24 protein-coding genes are annotated in these 22045 nt (G+C 58.1%); 17 read left to right on the top strand and 7 right to left on the bottom strand.

Annotated features, from left to right (window positions below):
• Nucleotides 1-70: 70 nt before the first annotated feature.
• Entirely contained in the window at nucleotides 71-2443 is a 2373-nt protein-coding gene (gene bamA / locus RGM3321_RS00915) for an outer membrane protein assembly factor BamA (RefSeq protein WP_244391171.1), read from the bottom strand.
• A 216-nt stretch (nucleotides 2444-2659) separates the two neighbouring features.
• On the opposite strand from bamA, the gene RGM3321_RS00910 reads away from it, so the two are divergent.
• The 4 genes from RGM3321_RS00910 (at nucleotide 2660) to RGM3321_RS00895 (ending at nucleotide 6597) form a co-directional block, all read left to right on the top strand.
• Nucleotides 2660-3349 carry a response regulator transcription factor gene (locus tag RGM3321_RS00910; RefSeq protein WP_244391170.1) on the top strand — a complete coding sequence of 230 codons (690 nt, stop codon included), beginning with the start codon at nucleotides 2660-2662 and terminating at the stop codon, nucleotides 3347-3349.
• A gap of 11 nt (nucleotides 3350-3360) precedes the next feature.
• A complete protein-coding gene (locus RGM3321_RS00905; protein WP_244391184.1) occupies nucleotides 3361-4596 on the top strand; it encodes a HAMP domain-containing sensor histidine kinase in 1236 nt (411 codons plus the stop codon).
• Between the two features lie 168 nt (nucleotides 4597-4764).
• Entirely contained in the window at nucleotides 4765-6102 is a 1338-nt protein-coding gene (locus RGM3321_RS00900; protein WP_054987649.1) for a DEAD/DEAH box helicase, read from the top strand.
• A 192-nt stretch (nucleotides 6103-6294) separates the two neighbouring features.
• The gene (locus RGM3321_RS00895; RefSeq protein WP_244391169.1) at nucleotides 6295-6597 is read left to right on the top strand and encodes a hypothetical protein; all 303 of its coding nucleotides are present in this window, start codon (nucleotides 6295-6297) and stop codon (nucleotides 6595-6597) included.
• A gap of 242 nt (nucleotides 6598-6839) precedes the next feature.
• Here the strand turns inward: RGM3321_RS00895 and RGM3321_RS00890 are convergent, their stop codons facing one another.
• From RGM3321_RS00890 to RGM3321_RS00875, 4 genes are all read right to left on the bottom strand, one after another.
• Entirely contained in the window at nucleotides 6840-7703 is an 864-nt protein-coding gene (locus tag RGM3321_RS00890) for a DUF6279 family lipoprotein (protein WP_244391168.1), read from the bottom strand.
• Nucleotides 7704-7772: 69 nt separating this feature from the next.
• Entirely contained in the window at nucleotides 7773-8501 is a 729-nt protein-coding gene (locus RGM3321_RS00885) for a TorF family putative porin (protein ID WP_244391167.1), read from the bottom strand.
• A 144-nt stretch (nucleotides 8502-8645) separates the two neighbouring features.
• A complete protein-coding gene (locus RGM3321_RS00880) occupies nucleotides 8646-9158 on the bottom strand; it encodes a hypothetical protein (protein WP_244391166.1) in 513 nt (170 codons plus the stop codon).
• A gap of 167 nt (nucleotides 9159-9325) precedes the next feature.
• A complete protein-coding gene (locus RGM3321_RS00875; RefSeq protein WP_002554403.1) occupies nucleotides 9326-9514 on the bottom strand; it encodes a hypothetical protein in 189 nt (62 codons plus the stop codon).
• A gap of 306 nt (nucleotides 9515-9820) precedes the next feature.
• Between RGM3321_RS00875 and RGM3321_RS00870 the strand changes: the two genes are divergently transcribed.
• Both RGM3321_RS00870 and RGM3321_RS00865 read left to right on the top strand, forming a co-directional pair.
• The gene (locus tag RGM3321_RS00870) at nucleotides 9821-10657 is read left to right on the top strand and encodes a S1-like domain-containing RNA-binding protein (RefSeq protein WP_230016658.1); all 837 of its coding nucleotides are present in this window, start codon (nucleotides 9821-9823) and stop codon (nucleotides 10655-10657) included.
• Between the two features lie 38 nt (nucleotides 10658-10695).
• Nucleotides 10696-11097 (top strand): DUF2177 family protein, encoded by a 402-nt coding sequence (locus RGM3321_RS00865; protein ID WP_058400129.1) that lies wholly within the window; start codon nucleotides 10696-10698, stop codon nucleotides 11095-11097.
• Between the two features lie 84 nt (nucleotides 11098-11181).
• On the opposite strand, the gene RGM3321_RS00860 is transcribed toward RGM3321_RS00865, so the two are convergent.
• On the bottom strand, nucleotides 11182-11562 hold the full coding sequence (locus RGM3321_RS00860) for a hypothetical protein (protein ID WP_002554400.1): 381 nt from the start codon (nucleotides 11560-11562) through the stop codon (nucleotides 11182-11184).
• A 244-nt stretch (nucleotides 11563-11806) separates the two neighbouring features.
• On the opposite strand from RGM3321_RS00860, the gene RGM3321_RS00855 reads away from it, so the two are divergent.
• The 3 genes from RGM3321_RS00855 (at nucleotide 11807) to def (ending at nucleotide 13778) form a co-directional block, all read left to right on the top strand.
• Entirely contained in the window at nucleotides 11807-11998 is a 192-nt protein-coding gene (locus tag RGM3321_RS00855) for a CsbD family protein (protein WP_002554399.1), read from the top strand.
• Between the two features lie 225 nt (nucleotides 11999-12223).
• Nucleotides 12224-13192, top strand: coding sequence for a YihY/virulence factor BrkB family protein (locus RGM3321_RS00850; RefSeq protein WP_244391165.1), 969 nt, complete (start codon nucleotides 12224-12226; stop codon nucleotides 13190-13192).
• A 46-nt stretch (nucleotides 13193-13238) separates the two neighbouring features.
• Nucleotides 13239-13778, top strand: a complete 540-nt coding sequence (gene def / locus RGM3321_RS00845; protein ID WP_244391164.1) for a peptide deformylase — start codon at nucleotides 13239-13241, stop codon at nucleotides 13776-13778.
• Nucleotides 13779-13802: 24 nt separating this feature from the next.
• Here def and RGM3321_RS00840 read toward each other — a convergent pair whose 3' ends face one another.
• On the bottom strand, nucleotides 13803-14213 hold the full coding sequence (locus tag RGM3321_RS00840) for a GNAT family N-acetyltransferase (protein WP_244391163.1): 411 nt from the start codon (nucleotides 14211-14213) through the stop codon (nucleotides 13803-13805).
• 120 nt (nucleotides 14214-14333) lie between these two features.
• On the opposite strand from RGM3321_RS00840, the gene RGM3321_RS00835 reads away from it, so the two are divergent.
• The 8 genes from RGM3321_RS00835 to RGM3321_RS00800 all read left to right on the top strand — a co-directional run bounded on the left by RGM3321_RS00835 (nucleotide 14334) and on the right by RGM3321_RS00800 (nucleotide 21878).
• On the top strand, nucleotides 14334-15347 hold the full coding sequence (locus RGM3321_RS00835; protein WP_244391162.1) for an ABC transporter substrate-binding protein: 1014 nt from the start codon (nucleotides 14334-14336) through the stop codon (nucleotides 15345-15347).
• A gap of 134 nt (nucleotides 15348-15481) precedes the next feature.
• Nucleotides 15482-15982, top strand: a complete 501-nt coding sequence (locus RGM3321_RS00830) for a hypothetical protein (protein WP_244391161.1) — start codon at nucleotides 15482-15484, stop codon at nucleotides 15980-15982.
• Nucleotides 15983-16010: 28 nt separating this feature from the next.
• The gene (locus RGM3321_RS00825; RefSeq protein ID WP_244391160.1) at nucleotides 16011-16448 is read left to right on the top strand and encodes a nucleoside deaminase; all 438 of its coding nucleotides are present in this window, start codon (nucleotides 16011-16013) and stop codon (nucleotides 16446-16448) included.
• Nucleotides 16449-16787: 339 nt separating this feature from the next.
• A complete protein-coding gene (locus tag RGM3321_RS00820; RefSeq protein WP_244391159.1) occupies nucleotides 16788-17609 on the top strand; it encodes an alpha/beta hydrolase in 822 nt (273 codons plus the stop codon).
• Entirely contained in the window at nucleotides 17599-18774 is a 1176-nt protein-coding gene (locus RGM3321_RS00815) for a PAS domain-containing sensor histidine kinase (protein ID WP_244391158.1), read from the top strand. Before RGM3321_RS00820 ends, RGM3321_RS00815 begins: the two co-directional genes overlap by 11 nt.
• 115 nt (nucleotides 18775-18889) lie before the next feature.
• Nucleotides 18890-20083, top strand: a complete 1194-nt coding sequence (locus RGM3321_RS00810) for a GAF domain-containing sensor histidine kinase (protein ID WP_244391157.1) — start codon at nucleotides 18890-18892, stop codon at nucleotides 20081-20083.
• 248 nt (nucleotides 20084-20331) lie between these two features.
• Complete coding sequence (locus tag RGM3321_RS00805) at nucleotides 20332-20652, top strand: hypothetical protein (protein ID WP_244391156.1); 321 nt, start codon at nucleotides 20332-20334, stop codon at nucleotides 20650-20652.
• A 62-nt stretch (nucleotides 20653-20714) separates the two neighbouring features.
• On the top strand, nucleotides 20715-21878 hold the full coding sequence (locus RGM3321_RS00800) for a PQQ-dependent sugar dehydrogenase (RefSeq protein ID WP_244391155.1): 1164 nt from the start codon (nucleotides 20715-20717) through the stop codon (nucleotides 21876-21878).
• Nucleotides 21879-22045 lie beyond the last annotated feature (167 nt).

Genomic DNA, 22045 nt, shown 5'->3' with positions numbered 1-22045 from the left:
GACGGGATGTAAAGCGCGGTCCGGGCCAGGTAATGCTGGGTAAAGACCGTCTGATTCACGGTTAAAAAGGTCAGAAGGTCTGGCCGAGCGAGAACTGAAACACTTGGGTCTCGGCGTCTTCAGGTTTTTTGATTGGCACGGCAAGGTCGAAGCTCAGGGGGCCGAGCGGCGAGTACCAGGTCACGCCGACGCCGACCGAACTGGCCATCTGGTCGATATTGATGTTGCCGCAGTTCTGCGTGGTGGTCAGGTAGCACTTGTCGGCGTAAACCGTGCCGAAGTCCCAGAACAGCGAGGTGCGCAGGGATTTCTGATCTTTGACGAAAGGCATCGGGAACAGGTATTCCATGCCGCCGGTGATCAGGATGTTGCCGCCCAGGGCTTCGGTGTCGCGGTCGGAATAGTAGATCTGCCCCTGACTGGCGTAGGTGCCGGTGGCGGGGGTATTGCGTGGTCCCAGCGTGCCGTCCTTGAAGCCGCGCACCGTCGCCTGGCCGCCCGCCGTATAGTTTTCGTAGAACGGCAGGCCATCGGTGTCGCCGTAACCATTGCCGTAGCCCAGTTTGGTGTGCAGGCGCAGCGAGGTGGCGTCGCTGAGCGGCAGGAAGGTCTGGCCGTTGTAGTCGAGTTTGTAGAATTGCAGGTCACTGCCCGGCACGGTGCTGGTCAGGGTCAGGCTTTGTGAATGACCGCGAGTGGCCAGCACGCCTTTGTTGAGGGTCGATTCCGACCAGCCGATGCTGGCCTTGAGGTTGGTGAACGCATCACCCTCACGCTCGATGAAGTCGTAGATCTCGTCAGCGCTGTAGCTGCCGGCGTCGAGGGTGTCACGCTGGATAGACAGCCCATAGGTCAGACGTGATGTCTCGCTGATCGGATAGCCGAGGTTGACCCCTGCGCCCACGCTGTTGAGCGAATAGTAGGAGACCTCGTCGCTGTCATCGTAATACTTGCTGTAGTCGGTCGCGTTGTAGAAAACGTTGTAGCCCAGGCTCACCCCATCAGGCGTGAAGTACGGGTTGGTGAACGCGAAGTTGTACTTGGTCTGGTACTCGGAGCGGGTCATGCCGAGGCTGGCGAAGTTGCCGGTGCCGAGGATGTTGTTCTGTGAGATGGAGCCGCCGAGTATCAGCCCGGCGCTTTGCGAAAAGCCCACGCTGGCGGTGATGTTGCCCGAGGCCTGTTCTTCGACGGTGTAGTTGATGTCCACCTGGTCGTCGGTGCCCGGCACAGCAGGCGTTTCGACGTTGACTTCCTTGAAGAAACCCAGACGCTCCAGGCGCACCTTCGACTGGTCGATCAGGTAGGTCGACGCCCAGCCGCCTTCCATCTGGCGCATCTCGCGGCGCAGCACCTCATCGGCGGTCTTGGTATTGCCACGAAAGTTGATGCGGTTGGCGTAGGCACGTTTGCCGGGGTCGACCATGAAGCTGATGTCTACGGTATGGTCGGCATCATTGGCTTTTGGCACACCGTTGACGTTTGCGAAGGTATACCCGTCATTGCCCAGGCGGCGGGTGATCAAGTTGGTGGTATCGGTCATGACCTTGCGTGAAAACACCTGGCCCGGTTTGACCAAAATCAGTTGTTCAAGCTGATCCTGCGGCACTTTCAGGTCACCGCCCAGCTTGACGCTGCCCACGGTGTACCGGTCGCCTTCGGTGATATTGACGGTAATGAACACGCCTTTCTTGTCAGGCGTCAGTGATACCTGCGTCGAGTTGATGTCCATGTTGATGTAGCCGCGGTCCAGATACCACGAACGCAGTCGTTCCAGGTCGCCGGAGAGTTTTTCGCGGGCGTACTTGTCATCGTTTTTGAAAAACGACAGCCAGTTACTGGTCTTGAGCTGAAACTGGTCGGCCAGTTCCTCATCTGAAAACACCGTGTTGCCGACCACGTTGATGTGCTGGATGGACGCCACGGTGCCTTCATCGATGGTGATTCTCAGCGCGATGCGGTTACGCGGTGCAGGTAACGCTTCTGTATCGACCGAGGCACTGTAGCGGCCTTGAGCAACGTATTGACGTTGCAGTTCATTGCGCACGCCTTCCAGGGTGGCGCGCTGGAAGATTTCACCTTCACTGAGGCCCGACTGCTTCAGCCCCTTCATCAGGTCTTCCGTGCTGATTGCCTTGTTGCCGACAATCTCGATACTGGCGATAGAGGGGCGTTCGACGACATTGATCACCAGCACATTACCGTCGCGGGCAACGTTGATGTCTTGAAAGAAACCGGTTTTGAACAGTGAGCGCGACGCGTCGGCCAGACGCTGTTCATCGGCCTGATCGCCGACATTGAGCGGCAGCGCGGCGAATACGCTGCCGGCAGACACGCGTTGCAGGCCGTTGACGCGGATGTCCGAGATGGAAAAAGTGTCGGCGTGTGCCAGCGGGACGCTGATTAACAGGCAGAACGAGATAAGCAGACGCGAAGAAATCATCAAACCCTTTCCAGAAAGCTGCGACAAAGGCATTTGAGCGCTGCCGATGACACGCCAGAAAGGGCCGGTCCGGCGGGCGCTGTTGGCTGCGCAGCATAGGGGGAGGGCATGTTGGGGACGGTTAACGCGGTGTAAGGTTAGGTAAAGATCATCAGGCCTGGCTGACACGCCGCAGCGCCGCCGGGATAATCGGCAACCACCAATCAAGGGCCTGCCATGACTCGCGTATTGCTTGTCGACGATGATCGGGAACTGACTGAAATGCTCAGTCAGTACCTGACCCGTGAAAGCTTCACTGTGACCTGCACCAACAGTGCGGAAGAAGGGGAGATCGAGGCGCTGTCCGGTCGTCACGACATTGTTGTGCTCGACATCATGATGCCGCGCATGTCCGGGATCGAAGTGCTTCGGCGCATCCGTGCGCAAAGCCAGGTGCCGGTGATTCTGCTGACGGCCCGTGGCGACAATATCGACCGTATTTCCGGGCTGGAACTGGGCGCTGACGACTACGTGCCCAAGCCCAGTTCACCGGGCGAACTGGTGGCGCGTCTGCGGGCGATCATGCGCAGGGTGAGGGCGGTGCCGGTGGTCGAGACGGTCAGGGAGGTGATTCAAACCGGTGAACTGACCCTCTGGCCGGGCAAACGTGAAGCACGCTGGCAGGGCGTAACGCTTGAGCTGACCGGCAACGAATTCTGCCTGCTGGAGGAACTGGCGCGTCATGCCGGGCAACTGGTCAGCAAGCAGAACCTGTCAATGAACGCACTGGGGCGGCCGCTGGCCCGCTATGACCGCAGCATCGATGTGCATATCAGCAGCATTCGCCACAAACTCGGGCCGCGCAACGATAACCAGAGCTGGATACAGAGCGTACGCAATCTGGGCTACCTGTTGATTACGCCATGAGGCCGAGCCGGTTGTTCTGGAAGCTGTTTCTGGCGTTCTGGCTGGCGACCAGCATGACCTTCATGGTTGGTGCGGGCTTGTTCATGCTGTCCCGGTCGGGACCGGGCGATCCCTCGTTCAGCACCGTGTTCGACAACGAAGTGCGCATGCTTCAACAGTCGGGCATTCCCGCAGGGCAGGCGTTGCTCGATGCCTGGCAGCCTGACGGGCAGGACCGGGTCGGGCTGTACGATGACAGGGGTCGGTTGCTGGCGGGCAAGTCGGTAGATAACCCCCGTTTCGAACTGGCCGTGCGCACGCGGAAGGGCGCAGTTGTAAACATCAGGGCCACCCAGCGCCCCAACCACGAAGACCGGCCTTCCCACCTTAACCCGCTGATCACTGGCACCATCATGAGTGCGCTGTTTAGCTGGTTCCTCAGTGCCTATCTGGTGGCACCGCTGATTAAGTTGCGTGAGGCGATGGGCAAGGTCGCCAGAGGTCGTTTCGACACAAGGGTGAAACCCGACATGGGCCGACGGCGCGATGAAATCGTCGATCTGGCCGAGGACTGCGACCGTATGGCCAATCAGCTCAAAGTCATGGCCGACTCTCAGCAGCAACTGTTGCATGACATTTCCCATGAGCTTCGTTCACCGCTGACCCGCATGAGCGCCGCTATCGGGTTGCTGCGTCAGACGCCGACGCAGTTGGACATGCTTGAGCGGGTCGAACGCGAGTCGGAACGGATGGACGCACTCATCGAGGAACTGCTGACCCTGGCGCGTATGCAGAGCGATGCTGAAAGCCTGGAGCGAGAAACGGTCGATGTCATCAGCCTGCTGGCCGCCATCGTCGAAGACGCCGGGTTCGAGGCTGGCCTGAAACAGTGTCGGGTCAGGCTGCAGGCCCCCGAACCTTTTGTGGCACAGGTCGACAGCGAATTGCTTTACCGGGCATTCGAAAACGTGATCCGCAACGCGGTTCGCCACACGGCGGTGGGCACTGATGTGGTGGTGGTCGCCAATGTTCAGGCGCAGCCGCCTGGCTTGACGGTCAATGTCATTGATCAGGGGCCGGGCGTGGATGCCGATTGCCTGCAACGTATTTTTCAGCCCTTCGAGCGTGGCCCGGACAATACTGCGCAAGGCTTCGGTCTGGGCCTGGCCATCGCACTGCGTGCCGTTGAAATGCACGGTGGCCAGATTGCAGCGCGCAACCGGCCGGGCGGTGGGTTGGTGGTGGATATTGTGCTGCCGGTGTACTGAGGAGTGCTTGTTGATCACCTTCAGCGGTTCGATTGTGCTGCTTGCGGCGGTGCCTCACCGGGCAATTGATAAACAAAATCGACCTTTGGTGATAAAGAAACTCGGCCCCGGCGCTCGAAACCGTTACGCTATGCAGCTGTATTTTTGTTTTTCGTCGAGGTAGCACCCGTGTTTTCCGAATTCGCCCTGCACGAACGCCTGCTTAAAGCTGTGGCCGAGCTTAAATTTGTCGAGCCTACGCCTGTGCAGGCGGCCGCCATTCCGCTCGCACTTCAGGGGCGTGACCTGCGGGTGACAGCGCAAACCGGTAGCGGCAAGACCGCGGCATTTGTGCTGCCGATCCTCAACCGCCTGATCGGCCCGGCCAAGGTTCGTGTCGATATCCGTGCGGTAATCCTGCTTCCTACCCGCGAGCTGGCTCAGCAGACCCTCAAGGAAGTCGAGCGCTTCTCGCAGTTCACCTTCGTCAAGGCCGGCCTGATCACCGGTGGCGAGGACTTCAAGGTTCAGGCCGCCATGCTGCGCAAGGTTCCGGACATTCTGATCGGCACGCCGGGTCGTTTGCTGGAGCAGCTGAACGCTGGCAACCTCGACCTCAAGCATGTTGAAGTGCTGGTGCTGGACGAAGCCGACCGTATGCTGGACATGGGCTTCTCTGAAGATGTCGAGCGTCTGGCTGGCGAATGTGCCGGTCGCGAGCAGACCATGCTGTTCTCCGCAACCACCGGTGGTGCCGGCCTGCGCGAAATGATCGGCAAGGTGCTTAAGGATCCGCAGCATCTGCAAGTGAACAGCGTTAGTGAGCTGGCTTCCGGCACACGCCACCAGATCATCACCGCCGACCACAACGTGCACAAAGAGCAGGTGCTGAACTGGCTGCTGGCCAATGAGACCTACCAGAAAGCCATCATTTTCACCAACACCAAGGCGATGGCCGACCGTTTGTACGGCCGTCTGGTTGCACTGGAATACAAGGCATTCGTGCTGCACGGCGACAAGGACCAGAAGGACCGCAAGGCGGCCATCGACCGTCTGAAGCAGGGCGGTGCCAAGATCATGGTCGCGACTGATGTGGCGGCTCGCGGTCTTGATGTTGAAGGTCTGGACATGGTGATCAACTTCGACATGCCGCGCAGCGGTGACGATTACGTCCACCGCGTCGGTCGTACCGGCCGTGCGGGCAGCGATGGTCTGGCCATCTCGCTGATCTGTCATGGCGACTGGAACCTGATGTCGAGCGTCGAGCGCTACCTCAAGCAGAGCTTTGAGCGTCGTGTCATCAAGGAAGTCAAAGGCACCTACGGCGGGCCGAAGAAGGTCAAGGCTTCCGGCAAGGCTGTAGGCGTGAAGAAGAAAAAGACCGACGCCAAGGGCGACAAGAAAAAAGCAGCAGCCAAGGGGCCGACCAAGCGCAAGACGGTCAACCGTCCCAAGTCCGATCTGGTCAGTCAGGACGGCATGGCTCCGCTGAAAAAACGCAGCACACCGGCCCCTGCTGCCGAGTGATTGCCATGATCGCTCCCGCGCGGGCGGGAGCGGTCAGCTTCTCCTCAGTCTGACCCGTGCAGACAACCCCCGTTATACCTTCCGGCAGCTTCTCTGAACCGCGACAAACCCCGCAGGTCACATTTTCTGAGTCGTATGCCTGTGGCTGGAGGTCATGGGCGATCAATCCATGCTGGACGGAGGTTTAGAAAAATGACTTACAACTGGGACCTTATCGAGCGTTTGTTGCACGAAGTGCAGAACGACGGCGCCAAATCGACAGCCACTGAGTTTGAGACACTGCTTAATCGCGGTTACATCGAACCTCGTCCTGGCGAGGAGGGCGGTGATGGCTCGAGCTACGTGCTGACGAAGCGCGGCGCAAGCCTTCTGTCTTTGATAGATAGCAGCATTCCGGGAAATGATCACCCTCGTCAGGTACTGAATGAGCAGGCAGGCGACCCGCTTGACCCCGCGCTCTTCGACACCATCGCTAAAAAGCCACAGATTGCCTGATCTCCGAGATGCTCTGCGTGCCGATTCAACACCGGACGCAGAGCGTCCCGAACGGCATGCGACGCGGAGCGTCGCACGATAGTTGTGGTGAGATGGCCATCGTTCCGCACGCTCCCGCTTGGGAGTGCCGAGGGTGACGCTCCGCGTCACGATTTTGCGCTGCACCGCGCACGCATGTCTGGGCGCAGAGCATGGGCACGATAGCGGGAGGGCCTGGGCGTGATGGTGGGAGTGCTATCGGATCACTGCTGTGACTTCAGGCAATCCAGGTCAGTGAAGTCCTTGCGCATGTCGGCGATGCGGCTCAGCAGTTTTGCACGCTGTTCCGGTGTGCTCATGGCGGTAACGTCGACAATCAGCGATATCGCTGCCTTTTCGGTCTGGTCATAGGCCTTGCGGTATTCCGGCGTCCAGAAGGTCTCACGATCTTGCAACAGTGCGGCGATGCGCTGTGCAAAATCGCTTGCCTGACGTTGTTGCACTGTAGCCAGAAACAGGTTCTGCCAGCGAGTACGGTTTTCAATCCACGCCTTGTTTTGCTCGCCAAGCGAGGCGGACCAGGCCTGAATTCGATCCTTCTGCGCCTGATTGAGTTTGCCGATCCACGGCGTCAGGCGTTTTTGCATGCGGTCGGCGCGCTCGGCAACCTGGCGTTCCAGTGGTTGCTCAAGGTATTTGTTTTCACGTTTGCGCTGATCCTTGGCGAAAGACTCCTGCATCTCCTGCACTTGCTTGTCATCAAAGCGCGAGAGCAATTCCACAGCAGACGGCGTAATTTCCTTCGATATTTTCGCTATCGCCTCTTTGGCTTCGCGAGTGCGGGCCTCCAGCCCTTCGTACGTCACCTGGTCGGTTTTGACCATATCTTCAAGCTTGTCCAGCCAGGTCAGATACTCCGGCAACTGGGTACTGCAGTGCCAGCTCAAGTGTTGCTTGAGACGCACATCCAGCCAGCTTTTCTGTTCCGAGTTCATATCCAGGTAGTCGCTGAGCGTCCACGGGATGATGACGTCGAGATTGCGATACGCCAATCCAACCTGATTGCATCCTGCAAGCAGCGCAACGGTCATCAACAGGGTGATGAGGGCTTTGAATAAAGACTGCATGACAACTCCTTGGCGTACTGACGTGCAGTAGAGGAGTGTAGCGTCTGGCAGTTCAACCGGTTTGAGCCTTTAAAAGAACGAGCGCACCGCTTTGAGCGTAAACGTACCTTCACAGCGCGCGTTGTGGCCGCTGTAGACACTGCAATCGCCGCCGCTCAGGCTTGAGCCGCTGTAGATGAGGTTCATGTCAATGCCCAGCCAGGGGCGTGACAGGTTCAGCGACCAGTCGTTGAAACCGTTGATCAACCCGCCGTCGGCGGAAGACTGCGGGGTATCAAACTGATGATTGGCGTACTGCATGCGCACGCCCACACCCAGTTGCTCGATAGCTCCCAGGTCGACAAATACCGTGCTGTCGCGTGTGCCGACATCGTTACTGAATGCTGCACCGATGCGGCTGTTCTGCATCCGCAGTCCGGCGTAGAACTCGTGACTGTCGATCTGGCTGGTATCGGGATAACTGTAACGAATCATCCCCAGTTCGTAGCCCAGGGTATTATCGAAGGGTTTCTTGAAGCCCATGTAGGAGTCGAGTTCCATCCCGGAATCGGAAGCAAAACCCATGTTTGGTGCCCACTGGCCGAAGTAGAAGCCACTCTCGTGGGTCAGGTCCAGCCCGCCATGAAAAGAACCCGAGCCGCCGCTGGGCGTCACCAGGCCTTGCGCCATGCTGCGCGTGGGCGTAGTTGCCAGTTTCAGGTCGAAGTCGCCCAGGTCCCGCTCCAGAACCTGGGCAGAGACGGACTGACAGACAAGCATGGCGCTGAAAGACAGCACATGTAAGCGATGGCTGAGCATGGCTCACTCCTTGATCTGCGAGGAGTGTGGTCAGGGATGGCGTATCAAAAATGGCTCAGGAGCCGACACAAGCCGCGAGCTAGAGCCTCGCAAGCATACCGTTGAAATGTGCTCCGGGCGCACCGTTCGTCGATCTGTTGTGTGTCAGTTAGCCGCAGTGGTGCGCGCCGAGGGGATGACCAGGCGGCGAATCACTACCAAAGCCTGTTGAAACGACGGGTAGCCGCTTTTGGCGACGTCCAGTTGGGAGTACTCGGCCTGGTAACGTTCAGCAAGCTTCGGGTCGCTGACGCTCAGCTGTTGCGAGAGCAGGGCGATGGCCAGTGGATGCTTGTGTTTTGCCGCAGTCTGCAGCAGCTCGATAATCTGTTTTTGATCGGCCTGCTGGCGGATCAACAGTACGGCCTGATAGAACTCGGCTTCGCCTGATGCGTCGTCAAGTGCGGCACGGCGCAACATGGCTTCGGCCAGTTCGTAGTTTTCGCGGTCGTCTTCGCTGATCAGCAACTTGGCCTGGAGCATGTCGTTCTGATAAAGCAGATGCCCCGCCCGGCATGGGCTGTCGGTGAGCTGGCTGTCATTGGGACCGTTTTCGCAGTGGTGCGATGCGCAGCCGCCAAGATAGACAAGTGCGCCGAAAAGCATCCAGTTCTTCATTCGAGCATTCCACAAAGGAGATAACGTCCAGAGCGTGATCCAGCTCGTGGTCATAGTGATATCAGAGGAGAGAGTAGCAGCGTGACCGGAAGAATATCCAGCGAAGGATCGTCAATCTAGCGCCTTGAGCGTCAAGGCGCATAGAGATCGACAGGCAGGGTGCGGTTTTACTTTTTACCGAGATTGATCTGCTTGGAAGGTGCGAAGGTCTGGCCACTCACGCCTTTGGCAATTTGCTGGATTTCACCGCCGGACTTCAGGAAAGCTGCAATCTGCGCGTTGATCGAATCGCTCGTTTCAACGGCTGGAGCGGGTTTGGCTTTCGAGTGGGATGCTTTGATACGCATGGCTGCCATTTACCTTCATAAACGTAATACGGCCAGCCAGAGTACAGGAAACGCTTGATTATTGCTTGGCAAATATGGCACTCGCCCGAGGTCGGCCGTTTGGCGGAGCTGCCTGGACTCTGCTCGATTTAAATCTAACGCTCTGTTTTAAAAGACAAGTTTCTGGCTGGTAGCCTTTGTGCTGCCCGAGCGTGTCAAACCATTCCGATCGGGGAAACTGACGAGTGGAGGCCATGTCGGCACCTTCGGCCACGCGGCGCGAACCCGGTCGTAAAGTCGGGTAGAATGCCGCCCACGCAATGAGGGTATCTGGAAATGGCTTTAATCGGGCGCTACAACAGCTTGCAAATCGTCAAGCACACGAACTTCGGTCTGTATCTGGACGGTGCGCAGGATGGTGAAATCCTTCTGCCCAATCGGTACATCCCCAAGGATATTCCTACTGAAGATGAAGACTGGCTCAATGTGTTCATCTATCTGGACAGCGAAGACAAGCTGATCGCCACCACTGAAAAACCCAAAGTGCAGGTCGGTGAGTTCGCCAGCCTCAAGGTGGTTGAAGTCAACAGCATCGGCGTGTTCCTCGACTGGGGCCTGCCCAAGGATCTGTTGCTGCCGTACTCCGAAGAGAAGCGTACCTTGCAGGCCGGGGAATACTGCGTGGTTCACGTATACCTCGACAAGCACACGCGGCGTATCACCGCCACCGCGCGCCTGGATCGTTATCTGGACAAAACCCCTGCCAATTACAGCGTCGGCCAGGAAGTTGACCTGCTGGTCGCCGAAGCGACCGATATGGGTTTCAAGGCGATTATCAACAACAAGCACTGGGGCTTGATTCACAAGAACGAAGTGTTCAAGTTCATGCGCGCCGGCAAGCAGGAAAAGGGCTACATCAAGGAAATCCGTGCCGACGGCAATATCAGCCTGAGTCTGCAGCCGGTGGGCGCAGAAGCAGCGAGCAGTCTGAATTCGAAAATCCTCTCGAAGCTTCGCGAGAACAACGGCACGTTGCCAGTCAGCGACAAGAGCGATCCGCAGGTCATCAGCGGTCTGTTCGGTGTCAGCAAAGGCAACTTCAAGAAAGCCATCGGTGCGTTGTACAAACAGGGGCAGATCGTTATTCACGCTGACCGTATCGACCTGGTCTGATACATCGTCCGGGCCCGGAATCTCATCAAGGATGTCCCATGAAAAGAATACTCACGGCTTACCTCGGCACGTTACTGGCGTTTCTGATCCTCGACGGGTTGTGGCTGGGTGTGCTCATGGGGCCGACCTACCGTGAATGGCTCGGGCCGCTGATGCTTGCCACGCCCGTGGCAGGGCCTGCGATAGCGTTCTATCTGCTCTACGGGGCAGGCGTTGTGGTTTTCGGCGTAATGCCCGCGGTCAGAGAGCAGCGACTGAGCCGTGCGACCTTGTTCAGTGGCCTGCTGGGGCTGGTTGCCTACGGCACTTACGACCTGACCAACTGGGCCACCTTGCAGGGCTGGCCTGCGCAACTGGCGCTGGTGGACCTTGCTTGGGGCACAGTGGTATCGGCATTGGCCGGGACTGCGGGGTATCTGGCGGTGCGTAGGTTTACGTGAAACGGCAGGCCGGGATGAGGCTGCCGATTGGCAACTTTCATCCCGAGCCGTGCGGGAACGTGACGACTGCGGCTACTGGTGCAGTTATTTTTGCAAGAAGGCGGCAAAACCCAGGTTGCTGCCCTTGGGGCGCATGTCCTTGAGGAATGAATCCTTATCGGCGCTCAACTCCAGGCTGACGGTCGGCTTGCGTTTGTCTGCATTGCGCACTTCAAGGCCTTCCATGTGATCACGCATGAACACCGTGGTCACTTTCAGATGCAGTAACTGGTCGGTTTCAGGTGTGTGCAGCAGTAAGTGCAGCCATTCGTACTGACCCACTTGCAGGCGCGGTACAGGCAGGTCGAACCACCAGATGTTTCTTTTTGGGTCCAGCACGGCGAAGTGCGTGTTATTGACGCCGAGCACCGCGCCGCCCAGGTCCTGGTTTCTGCGTGCAATGGCCAGCTTTTTATCGAGTTTCATAACGTTCCTGTGAATCGGTTTGTTCAGCGTGTCGGCCCTGCCGGACAACAGTGGCGCGCATTCTCGCACAAACTTCGATGCAAACTCGCCGTCGGCGGGCGAAAAGCGCGCCATTGCAAATGGCAGACGAGCGGCATCAGCGGGCCAGAAAATAGTTGAAACTCTTCGCGACAGGCGCAGGTCAACCGTTTTGTCGAGTACGACATCCGATTCCAGCGCGGTCTTCAGACCCAGGAGATGCACGATGAGCAGCACCAGCGATAAAGCCAAAGGTATGGCCAACGAAGCCGTTGGTAACGTCAAACAGGCTGTTGGCAAGGCTACCGACAACACCAAACTGCGGGCTGAAGGCAAGGCGCAAGAGCTGAAAGGCGAAGGCCAGCAAGCCAAAGGCAAAGCCAAGGACGCGATCAAGAAGGGCGTGGACAAGGCTTGAGTCGAGTGGTCCCGGCGCTTTGATGCCGGATCAGGCAAGACCGATAACGGCCATCCATGGATGGCCGTTATGCTTTCTGCTCTGCGGGACTGAAACCTTTCACGACCTGTCCAGTCAATGTGCCATCGGTATTCGCATCTCAGCGCCACATGCGGGACACTGCATGCATGAAGTACCGGTTTTCAGGATGTGAGGTTTTCCAGTAAGGGAGCGAGAGGAAGCACCATGATTTTCCCCCATTTGCGTAAATTGAAAGTCAGCAAAGTGCTGGTGAGAACCGTCAATGAGTTCCTCGACGACGAGATGTCCACCTACGCCTCGGCACTGGCTTATCAGATGCTGTTCTCTCTGTTTCCGTTTCTGCTGTTTCTGATCGCATTGATCGGCTTTCTGCACCTGCCGGACTTTTTTTCCTGGTTGCGGCTGCAATCGGAATTCCTCTTGCCGCCCCAGGCGCTCGAGCAGGTCAACCCGGTCATCGATCAGTTGCAGCAGTCCAAGGGTGGCTTGCTGTCCATCGGTATCGTGATCGCGCTATGGACCGCCTCGGCGGGTGTGCGCCTTATGATGAGTGCCATGAACGCTGCGTACGACGTTGTCGAAGGGCGGCCTATCTGGAAGCGCCTGCCGCTGTCGATCCTGTACACCGTAGGCATTGCCGGCATGTTGCTTGCGGCAGCGGCTTTCATGGTGCTGGGGCCGCAAGTGATGAACTGGATTGCAGCCCAGATCGGCATGGAAGACTTCATCGTGACGCTGTGGACCATCCTGCGCTGGCCGGCGATCATCATTCTGCTGATGGTTGCGGTGGCGCTGATCTATTACGTGATGCCTGACGTTAAACAGGAGTTTCGTTTTATTACCCCAGGCTCGGTGCTGGCGGTGGTGGTATGGATCGTTGCTTCACTGGCCTTCGGTTTTTACGTCAAGACCTTTGCCGATTACAACGCCATGTACGGCAGTATCGGCGCGATCATTGTCCTGCTGCTGTACTTCTATATTTCGGCTGCCGTGCTGTTGCTTGGGGCTGAAATGAATGCGGTGATCGAGCATATGTCCGCCGAAGGCAAGGACGCAGGCGAGAAGGAAGCCGGTGACGGGCTGGGCGAGGAAAGCAGCGAAACAGGCAAACAGCACGTTTCCGGTCTGGGCCGCGATCACTCGGTGCCACTGCAGAAGGCTGACGAAATCTGATCGCGTTCTGTGGCAAGATTGCTTTTTAGGCAAGGAACACGCAGCCATGATTCGTAGCATCCTGAAAATGGGCGATGAGCGCCTGTTGCGCATCGCCCCTCCGGTGCCCGCAGACATGTTCGGCAGCAGCGAACTCAATACGCTGATTGCCGACATGTTCGAGACCATGCACAGCGTGGGCGGTGTGGGCCTTGCCGCACCGCAGATCGGCATTGATCTGCAACTGGTCATTTTCGGTTTCGAGCGCAGTGAGCGCTATCCCCAGGCCGAGGCGGTCCCTCAGACCATCCTGCTCAACCCGCTGATTACCCCATTGAACCCGAGCCTGGAAGAAGGTTGGGAAGGGTGCCTGTCGGTGCCGGGGTTACGGGGTATGGTGAATCGTTACCAGAGCATTCGCTATGAAGGTTTCGACCCTGACGGCCAGCCGATCGAGCGCATTGCCCATGGGTTTCATGCGCGGGTCGTGCAGCATGAATGCGACCACCTGATTGGTCGTCTCTACCCGTCACGCATTACCGATTTCAGCAAGTTCGGTTTCATGGACGTAATGTTCCCGGACATGGACCCCAATGCCGATGAATGATCGTCCGGCCGCTCTGCAACACCGTCAGGCTTCCCGACAGAGCGCAATCAGCGGTTTGCTGCGGCTGTAGCGCATGAATTTCTCGCCAAGGGTGTGTGGCAGACGTTGTGCTGTCTCAAACCCGGCGAGCTGGTAAAACCCCAGCAAATCAGGATGGCAGAACAGCCACACCGGCCCGGACAGCGGTTGCAGCGCGGCGTCGATCAAGCTTCGCGCCACTGTTCTCCCGCGCATGGAGGGCGCGACGAACAGCCCGGTCAGCCAATGCCCTTCAGCGACGGGCGTCAGGCACAAGGCACCGATGATTTCTGCCTGCTTCGCCACCCACGCTTGTCCCTTGGCGGCCGCGCGCATTGACGACTGGTGCTCACGGTAAAACTTGCCCAACAGCGGGCGGCACGCATCGGGTAACGGGTAAAAGCGGATTTCAGACATCGCGGACGGGCTCGGTACGTGGGCTGCGCATCATACAGAGGCTAAAGCCGTCACAACTAATCGCCAAGGGCTGTTGTCGATAGTTTCAGACCCGTTTTTTTTGCGCCATTTGAGGTGAGCATGAAATCGATAACACGACTGTTGGGCTGTTCACTTCTGGCGCTGGGGCTGCTTGGGCAGACAGCAGGGGCGGCTGAAAAAAACGCGCCTATCCAGTTCGGTGCGCTCACTTGGGAAAGTGGCAGCCTGATCACCGAGGTGCTGCGTACCATTGTCGAGAAAGGCTATGGCTACCGTACTGATACCCTGCCCGGCAGTACCGTCAGCCTGGAAACCGCGCTGGCGAAAAATGACATTCAGGTGATCGCTGAAGAGTGGACCGGACGCAGCCCCGTGTGGGTCAAGGCTGAAGCTGACGGTAAGGTGCTCGGCCTGGGCAACATCGTCAAAGGCGCGACTGAAGGCTGGTGGGTGCCTGAGTACGTGATCAAGGGCGATGCCGCCAAAGGTATCAAACCTGTAGCGCCCGATCTGAAGTCTGTCGCTGACCTGGCGCGCTACAAGGACGTTTTCAAAGACCCTGAATCGCCCGACAAGGGCCGTTTTCTGAACAGCCCGAGCGGTTGGACTTCGGAGATCGTCAACACCCAGAAGCTCAAGGCTTATGGCTTGACAGACAGCTTCGTCAACTTTCGCACCGGCTCGGGCGCAGCGCTGGACGCCGAAGTCGCATCGGCCATCCGCCGTGGCAAGCCAGTGCTGTTCTATTACTGGTCACCGACGCCCCTGCTGGGCAAGTTCAAGCTGATCAAACTGGAGGAGCCCGCCTTCGATGCCGAGGCCTGGAAAACCCTGACCGACGCCAGCAACCCCAACCCGCGTGGCACCTCCTCGCTGGCAGCGACGCTGTCTATCGGTGTGTCGGCAGAATTCAGCAAGCAATACTCTGAGCTGGTGAGTGTCTTCAAGAACGTCGATTTTCCGATTGATCTGCTCAACCGGACATTGGGTGAAATGAATGACAAACATGAGGACCCCAGCGTGGCCGCTGCCAGGTTCCTCAAGCAGCACCCCGAGGTCTGGAAAGCCTGGTTGCCGGCCGATGTTGCCGCCAAAGTCAGTCACAGTCTTTGACCGTTGCGCTGCAAGGATCATGGACGGGGCATAGCTGATAACGTCATCAATGGCCGGTATACGACGTGCCGGGTGGTAAAGCCCTGCCGAGCTGTTAAGTTCAGGGCTCAGTCAATTCATGCTCAGGAGGAGCCATGACTGATCACACCCAGGGCTCGCGAGGTGCGTGGCAGACCTGTCTGGCACTCATGGCTTGCCTGTGCCTGGACGCGATGCAGCCGGTCAACGCTGAAGAAGCGGATGACATGGCGCTGGCGTTGGTGGAACAGCGAAATCTGGGCGAAGGTCTGGCCTGGCTGGGTTATCGGGTCGCCTCGCGCACGGCGACGTTTGCCGGTATCGTGCAGGCAATTGGCAAGACCGAAGCTCAGGAACTGGTGCAAAAAGAGTTGCAGCGCCTGCAACCTGAGTATCAATCGCAATGGGACCGCAATCTGGCAGCGGCCTATGCCCATTCATTTACGGCCGAGGAATTGCGCTCGCTCAATCAGGGCCAGAACTCGCCTTCCCTGGTGAGCAGATTCAGAGCCAGAAACACCCAGGTCAGCGCCGACATGAAAGCCCGGTCCTCGGAGCTGCTGGGACAATTCGTAAGTCGTGCGCTGGGCAACGCTCAGGCAGCACTGCAACGCTGACATCCATTCGATGATATGAGGCAAAACCATGGACGCATTCATGCAGGCTGCAATCGATGAGGCACAACTAGGGCTGAAGGAAGGTGGAATCCCCATCGGTTCGGTCATTGTTCACGAGGGCAAGATCATTGGTCGGGGGCATAACCGCCGTCTGCAAGAGGGCAGTGCAACCAGGCACGGCGAAATGGATGCCCTCGAAAACGCCGGTCGCCAACCGGCCCGCGTGTACCGTGATGCGGTGCTCTATACCACGCTGTCTCCTTGTGCGATGTGCAGCGGAGCGATCCTGCTTTACGGCATTCGCAAGGTGATCGTCGGCGAGAACCAGTCGTTCATGGGCGAGGAAGAACTCCTACGCTCGCGTGGCGTGCAGATCGAGGTGCTTGATAACCAAGAGTGCAAGCACATGATGCAGGGCTTCATCGCCAGCAAGCCTGAGTTGTGGAACGAAGATATCGGCGAGTAAGGGGGGTGAAACCTCCAGGTAACGAGTCCGAGAACGGGCCTGGACCAGCGCAATTGACACAATAGTCATCGCGATACTTGCCTGCCGTGCCAATGCTCTGCGTTGGCATGCCTGTGGTGACGTTTCTGCGTCACACATCCTCAGCCTGGCGAGGCAGCGCGCGTAACCGACGCTCAGGCCTCAATGGCCCGATCCAGATCATCGATCAACAATCTTCTTCCGCTCCAGACTTAAAGTGCTGTTTGTGCCACTAGTGTGCCTTTAACGGTGATAATCTCCTCTCATCATCATTACGGTATGCACAACAGGCCGGTTGCCTGGTTATTTTCGGAGCCCGATATGTCGGTCCAACAGCGCAATAACGTCAATATCGTGGGCGACGGACCGACCACTCTGATTTTTGCTCATGGATTCGGCTGCGATCAGCACATGTGGCGCTTCATGGCTCCGCATTTCGCCGAACGCTTCAAGGTTGTACTGTTCGACCTTGTAGGCAGTGGAGATTCTGACTTATCGGCCTGGTACCCGCACAAATATGCGTCGCTCAAGGGCTATGCAAGCGACTTGCTGGAGCTGGTCGACGAGTTCGCCGGGAACGGCCCGGTTGTGCATGTCGGTCATTCGGTCAGTTGCATGATTGCGGTGCTTGCCGAGCTTCAGTCGCCCGGCCGGTTCGCCGGCCATATCATGATGGGTCCATCGCCCCATTACCTCAACGACGGTGATTACGTGGGCGGCTTCACTCGCGCCGATGTCGACTCGTTGCTTGAGACGCTGGAAAGCAATTACCTGGGCTGGTCCAGCACCATGGCACCGACACTCATGGGGGCCTCTGACCGGCCTGAACTGGGTGAAGAACTCGCCAGCAGCTTCTGCCGTACCAACGCCGAGATCGCCAGGCAGTTTGCCCGCGTGACCTTCCTTTGTGACCATCGTGCCGATGTCGCGAAGCTCAAAAGCAAGACGCTGATCATGCAAAGCAGTGACGATCTGGTGGTGCCGGTACAGGTTGGCGAGTACCTGCACCGTGTCATTGCCGACAGCACCTTGCACATGATCGACAATGTTGGGCATTACCCACACATGAGCGCGCCGCAGGAATGCATCATCGCCATGAATCAGTTCCTGGCGTCTTACGAGAGTGCTGCACATGATGATTGAGCAGGTGAGTCTGCCAGTGACAGAAGACCTGTACGAACATGCGGCCTGCGGCCTGTTGGTTACCTTGCCCAATGGCACCATCGAGCGTGCCAATCTGACGTTCTGCCGTTGGCTGGGCCTTGGGCGTGAAGCTGTTCTGGGGCGCCGTTTTCAGGACCTGCTGAGTCTGGCAGGCAAAGTCTTCCTGCAAACCCACTGGGCACCGCTGTTGCAGACTCAGGGGTCAATTGCCGAGGTCAAGGTCGAATTGATTCATGCCGATGGCCGCGCCATCCCCATGATGCTCAATGCCGTGCGCCGCGAGCATCCGACCGGGGTTGTGCATGAAGTGGCCGTGTTCATGGCCGAGGAGCGCAACAAGTACGAACGCGAACTGCTTGCTGCGCGCAAGATCGCCGAAGAGCTGTTGCAGCAACAGATGGCTGTTCAGACAGAACTTACCTCGGCACGCAATCGCCTGCGTCTGGCTCATGCCGAGGCGGAAATACGGGCCATTTTTGCCGAGCAGATGATTGGCATCGTCAGCCATGACCTGCGCAACCCGCTGGCGGCGATCAAGATGGCGGCCGGGCTGCTGGAGCGCACGCAACTGGAGTCTCGGCAAGAACGAATCCTCGGGCACATTCATCACTCCACTGACCGGGCTGACCGCATGATTGTGGATCTGCTGGATTTTACCCATGCCCGCGTCGGCAGCGGTATTGCCGTGGTACCTCAGGCTATCGATCTGCACGCGGTTGTCGCCCGGGGCGTCGAAGAGCTGCGCCAGGTTTTCCCCCACCGGGTGCTGACGCATCGCAGCGAGGGGCAGGGTGCGTGCTCGGCGGATCCGGATCGTCTGCTGCAAATGCTTGGCAATCTGGTGAGCAACGCCATCAACTATGGCACGGACGGCAGCGAGGTTTTGATCACGTCTTCCTTCGATACCTGGCTGATCAAGCTGTCGGTGCACAACGTCGGCGAACCGATACCTATGGAGAAAGTGGACGACCTGTACGAACCCGTCGTACGCGTGGTCAGCGACAGCGACGAAACCCGCACAGTCGGGCTCGGCCTGTTCATCGTTCGCGAGATCGTTCGAGCCCATCTGGGTGAGGTGACGGTTCGCTCTTCGGCTGAGGAGGGTACGACGTTCACCGTGGCCTTCCCGCGCCCTCCTGCGTGACTGAGCGTGCGGCCAGGTTTCTTCGGCCAACGTGGCGTATTCACGGGTGCACAAAGATCGTTACAGACCTAAACTAAACGCTGCGCCATTACCTCAAGGCTGATACAGGTTCTCCATGCGGCAATCCATTTCAAATGATGTGGCCAAGATCAGCCGGATCAGCGCGGTTCCGGCCATCCTGCAAGTCATCACCGAATCCACCGGTCTGGGTTTTGCCGCCGTGGCGCGTGTCACCGAAAGTTCCTGGACGGCCTGCGCGGTTCTGGACAAGCTGAATTTTGGTTTGAAACCCGGCGGCGAGCTGGAACTGAGCAGCACAATCTGCCACGAGATTCGCAGCTCCCACAAGGCTGTGGTGATTGATCATGTCGCTGAGGATCCGCTGTTTTGTGAGCACCATACGCCTCGTTTATACAGCTTTCAGAGCTACATATCGGTGCCGATCTTCCTCTCCAATGGCACCTTTTTCGGCACGATCTGTGCGCTGGACCCCAAGCCCGCCAAGCTGACGGGTACACCCATCGAGGCTATGATGGCGTCGTTTGCGCGTCTTCTGGCACTGCAGATCGAGGCCGAGGAAAGCCTGCAGCAAGTACGTGATGACCTTGTGGCTGAGCGTGAGGTGGCAGAGCTGCGCGAGCAGTTTATCGCCGTTCTGGGGCACGACCTGCGCAACCCGTTGTTTGCCATCAATGCCAGTGCCGAATTGCTGCTGCGTCGGCCACTGGATGAAAAGGCCCTGCAAGTCGTGCAACACATCCTCACGTCTGGCAAACGCGCCTCGCAACTCGTCGACGACGTGCTCGACTTTGCCCGTGGCCGCATGGGGCATGGCATCCCGCTGAGCATGCACGATGCACACGGGCTGGATGAAACGCTTGAACATGTTGTGTCAGAGATACGCCGTGTTCACCCGTCCCGGCTGATCAAGTCGGATATAACGGCGCTGGAGCGTATTCGCTGCGACCACGAGCGGATCGCGCAATTGCTGTCCAATCTTGTGTCCAACGCGATCAGTCACGGTGATCCCCAAAGCCCGGTCGAGGTGACGGCGGGCGTGCGCGGTGATCTGTTTCTGCTCAGCGTTACCAATCAGGGCGAGCCGATACCCGAGACCGTTCGTTCGCAGTTGTTCCTGCCTTACTCACGGCCAATCACCAACGAGCCGCAAGCCGGGCTAGGCCTGGGGCTCTATATCGCCAGCGAGATAGCCCTGGCGCATGGCGGTACGCTTGACGTGTGCTCGACACAAGAGCAGGGCACTGTCTTCACGTTCAGCATGCCTTTGAAGTCGGCGAAGTCGGCGTAGATACGCCCGTAAACCACAACGTGTGACTGCATGACCTGTGCGCAGCGCTTCTTTGCCTTGTACCAGGGCCGAGTCTGCGTGGCGTCGCGCGTGGCTGACCGTATGGGCTCTGACCATCCTTGTTACAAACTCTCACACCGCTATGCTTGCTCATCGACACTGTCGGGTCGAACCTGAGGCCTGGGCTGCCGTCAAAGGCCTGAGTCTTCACGGTTACCCCGCAGTTTCAACTTTGCCAAGAGGTAGTGATGAACAGTTTTTTGCGCAATCTTGTAGGGGGCGTGCTGGTCGTATCATGCGGTATCGGTGTTGTCCAGGCGCAGACACTGCCGAACAGCACACTCAACAATGGTGCCAGCAGCAACCCGTATAACAGCCCGATCAAGCGGTCCAACCCCAACAGCCGTCAGGGCACCGAATCAATCACGCCCCGCGCCCCCGGCTCCAATATTGCGCCGCCTGTGCGCAGGCCTACGCTGGAGAACGGTGGTATCGGCAACGGTTACCCCACGCGCCAGAATGCTCCGCGTCCCTCTACGCCGACAACCGACCCCAGCCGCGCCAACTGAATGTTCAACCCCGCGAGCCCGTTTCACCGCGGGACGTCGACTCAATGCATAAGGAAACGCTCATGCTTAGAAAAACCCTGATCGCCACATGGTGTGCCGCTGCCATTTTGAGCCTGCCGCTGACGGCAAGCGCCGCCCCGGAAACCTATAAAAGCGAACAAGGCACCGTCACGGTCACACCGGTTGCCGAAGGTCTGGATCACCCCTGGGCACTGGCATTTCTGCCTGACAAGCAGGGCATTCTGGTGACGGAGCGTTCCGGCAACCTGCGTATCGTGTCGGCGGATGGCAAATTATCCGAGCCGCTTTCCGGTGTGCCGCAAGTCTGGGCAAGAAAGCAGGGTGGTCTGCTCGACGTCGTGCTTTCCCCGGACTTCGCCAAGGACCGCATGGTCTACCTGACCTACTCCGAAGGCAGTGGCAAAACCGCCGCCGAGGGAGATACTGCGGGTACTGCGGCAGGGCGAGGCCGTCTATCCAAGGACCTGACCAGGCTGGAAGACTTTGAAGTCATCTTCCGTCAACAACCAAAACTCTCGGTGGGCAACCACTTTGGCTCGCGGATGGTGTTTGATCGCGACGGTTACCTGTTTATCGCGCTGGGCGAGAACAACGATCGTCCCACTGCGCAAGACCTGGACAAGCTGCAAGGCAAGATCGTACGTATCTACCCGGATGGCAGCGTGCCGAAAGACAACCCTTTTGTCGGGCAGAAAAACGTCCGGCCCGAGATCTGGTCCTACGGCCATCGCAACCAGCAGGGCGCAGCACTCAATCCGTGGACCGGGACGTTGTGGACCAACGAGCATGGGCCCAAGGGCGGCGATGAATTGAACATCATCGAGCGTGGCCAGAATTACGGCTGGCCGATTGCGACCCACGGTATCAATTATTCGGGCGAGCCGATTCCTGAAGCCAAAGGCAAGTTTGTCGAAGGCACAAAAATACCGTTTCAGGTCTGGGAAGTATCACCGGGCATCAGCGGTATGGCGTTCTATGACCATAGCCTGTTCAAAGCGTGGGATCACAATCTGTTCATCGGCGCGCTGGCCACTGAGGAGTTGATCAGGCTGCAATTTGATGGCGACAAGATCGTTCATGAAGAACGGCTGTTGAAAGACATGAAACAGCGGATACGCGATGTGCGTCAAGGGCCGGACGGTTACTTGTATTTGTTGACGGATGAAGACGAGGGGAAGTTGCTGAAAGTCGGGTTGGCGCAGTAATAACCTGTTAAACGTTCGAAAAAGAAAATTCCCACAATATTGGACTGCCCCCAAGAAGTTGGACACCAATCCGACCTAATGGGGGTGTTCAAATGGCCAAGTATTCAGAGCAATTCAAACTCACCGTCGTCAAAGCGTACCTTGAAGGCAACATCGGCTTTCGTAAG

This window comes from Pseudomonas sp. RGM 3321 (assembly GCF_022836805.1).
GTDB lineage: Bacteria > Pseudomonadota > Gammaproteobacteria > Pseudomonadales > Pseudomonadaceae > Aquipseudomonas.
The sequence above is the reverse complement of the archived record's forward strand: the minus strand, read 5'-3'. Positions and strand labels throughout refer to the sequence as shown.

What these genes read in the sequence shown, in the direction of transcription:
- RGM3321_RS00890 (WP_244391168.1), bottom strand. Translation starts at nt 7,703, where the DNA reads ATGCAGTCTTTATTCAAAGCCCTCATCACCCTGTTGATGACCGTTGCG.
- RGM3321_RS00835 (WP_244391162.1), top strand. Translation starts at nt 14,334, where the DNA reads ATGAAATCGATAACACGACTGTTGGGCTGTTCACTTCTGGCGCTGGGG.
- RGM3321_RS00865 (WP_058400129.1), top strand. Translation starts at nt 10,696, where the DNA reads ATGAAAAGAATACTCACGGCTTACCTCGGCACGTTACTGGCGTTTCTG.
- def (WP_244391164.1), top strand. Translation starts at nt 13,239, where the DNA reads ATGATTCGTAGCATCCTGAAAATGGGCGATGAGCGCCTGTTGCGCATC.
- RGM3321_RS00805 (WP_244391156.1), top strand. Translation starts at nt 20,332, where the DNA reads ATGAACAGTTTTTTGCGCAATCTTGTAGGGGGCGTGCTGGTCGTATCA.
- RGM3321_RS00810 (WP_244391157.1), top strand. Translation starts at nt 18,890, where the DNA reads ATGCGGCAATCCATTTCAAATGATGTGGCCAAGATCAGCCGGATCAGC.
- bamA (WP_244391171.1), bottom strand. Translation starts at nt 2,443, where the DNA reads ATGATTTCTTCGCGTCTGCTTATCTCGTTCTGCCTGTTAATCAGCGTC.
- RGM3321_RS00820 (WP_244391159.1), top strand. Translation starts at nt 16,788, where the DNA reads ATGTCGGTCCAACAGCGCAATAACGTCAATATCGTGGGCGACGGACCG.
- RGM3321_RS00830 (WP_244391161.1), top strand. Translation starts at nt 15,482, where the DNA reads ATGACTGATCACACCCAGGGCTCGCGAGGTGCGTGGCAGACCTGTCTG.
- RGM3321_RS00875 (WP_002554403.1), bottom strand. Translation starts at nt 9,514, where the DNA reads ATGGCAGCCATGCGTATCAAAGCATCCCACTCGAAAGCCAAACCCGCT.
- RGM3321_RS00825 (WP_244391160.1), top strand. Translation starts at nt 16,011, where the DNA reads ATGGACGCATTCATGCAGGCTGCAATCGATGAGGCACAACTAGGGCTG.
- RGM3321_RS00840 (WP_244391163.1), bottom strand. Translation starts at nt 14,213, where the DNA reads ATGTCTGAAATCCGCTTTTACCCGTTACCCGATGCGTGCCGCCCGCTG.
- RGM3321_RS00860 (WP_002554400.1), bottom strand. Translation starts at nt 11,562, where the DNA reads ATGAAACTCGATAAAAAGCTGGCCATTGCACGCAGAAACCAGGACCTG.
- RGM3321_RS00800 (WP_244391155.1), top strand. Translation starts at nt 20,715, where the DNA reads ATGCTTAGAAAAACCCTGATCGCCACATGGTGTGCCGCTGCCATTTTG.
- RGM3321_RS00870 (WP_230016658.1), top strand. Translation starts at nt 9,821, where the DNA reads ATGGCTTTAATCGGGCGCTACAACAGCTTGCAAATCGTCAAGCACACG.
- RGM3321_RS00885 (WP_244391167.1), bottom strand. Translation starts at nt 8,501, where the DNA reads ATGCTCAGCCATCGCTTACATGTGCTGTCTTTCAGCGCCATGCTTGTC.
- RGM3321_RS00855 (WP_002554399.1), top strand. Translation starts at nt 11,807, where the DNA reads ATGAGCAGCACCAGCGATAAAGCCAAAGGTATGGCCAACGAAGCCGTT.
- RGM3321_RS00880 (WP_244391166.1), bottom strand. Translation starts at nt 9,158, where the DNA reads ATGAAGAACTGGATGCTTTTCGGCGCACTTGTCTATCTTGGCGGCTGC.
- RGM3321_RS00910 (WP_244391170.1), top strand. Translation starts at nt 2,660, where the DNA reads ATGACTCGCGTATTGCTTGTCGACGATGATCGGGAACTGACTGAAATG.
- RGM3321_RS00815 (WP_244391158.1), top strand. Translation starts at nt 17,599, where the DNA reads ATGATGATTGAGCAGGTGAGTCTGCCAGTGACAGAAGACCTGTACGAA.
- RGM3321_RS00850 (WP_244391165.1), top strand. Translation starts at nt 12,224, where the DNA reads ATGATTTTCCCCCATTTGCGTAAATTGAAAGTCAGCAAAGTGCTGGTG.
- RGM3321_RS00895 (WP_244391169.1), top strand. Translation starts at nt 6,295, where the DNA reads ATGACTTACAACTGGGACCTTATCGAGCGTTTGTTGCACGAAGTGCAG.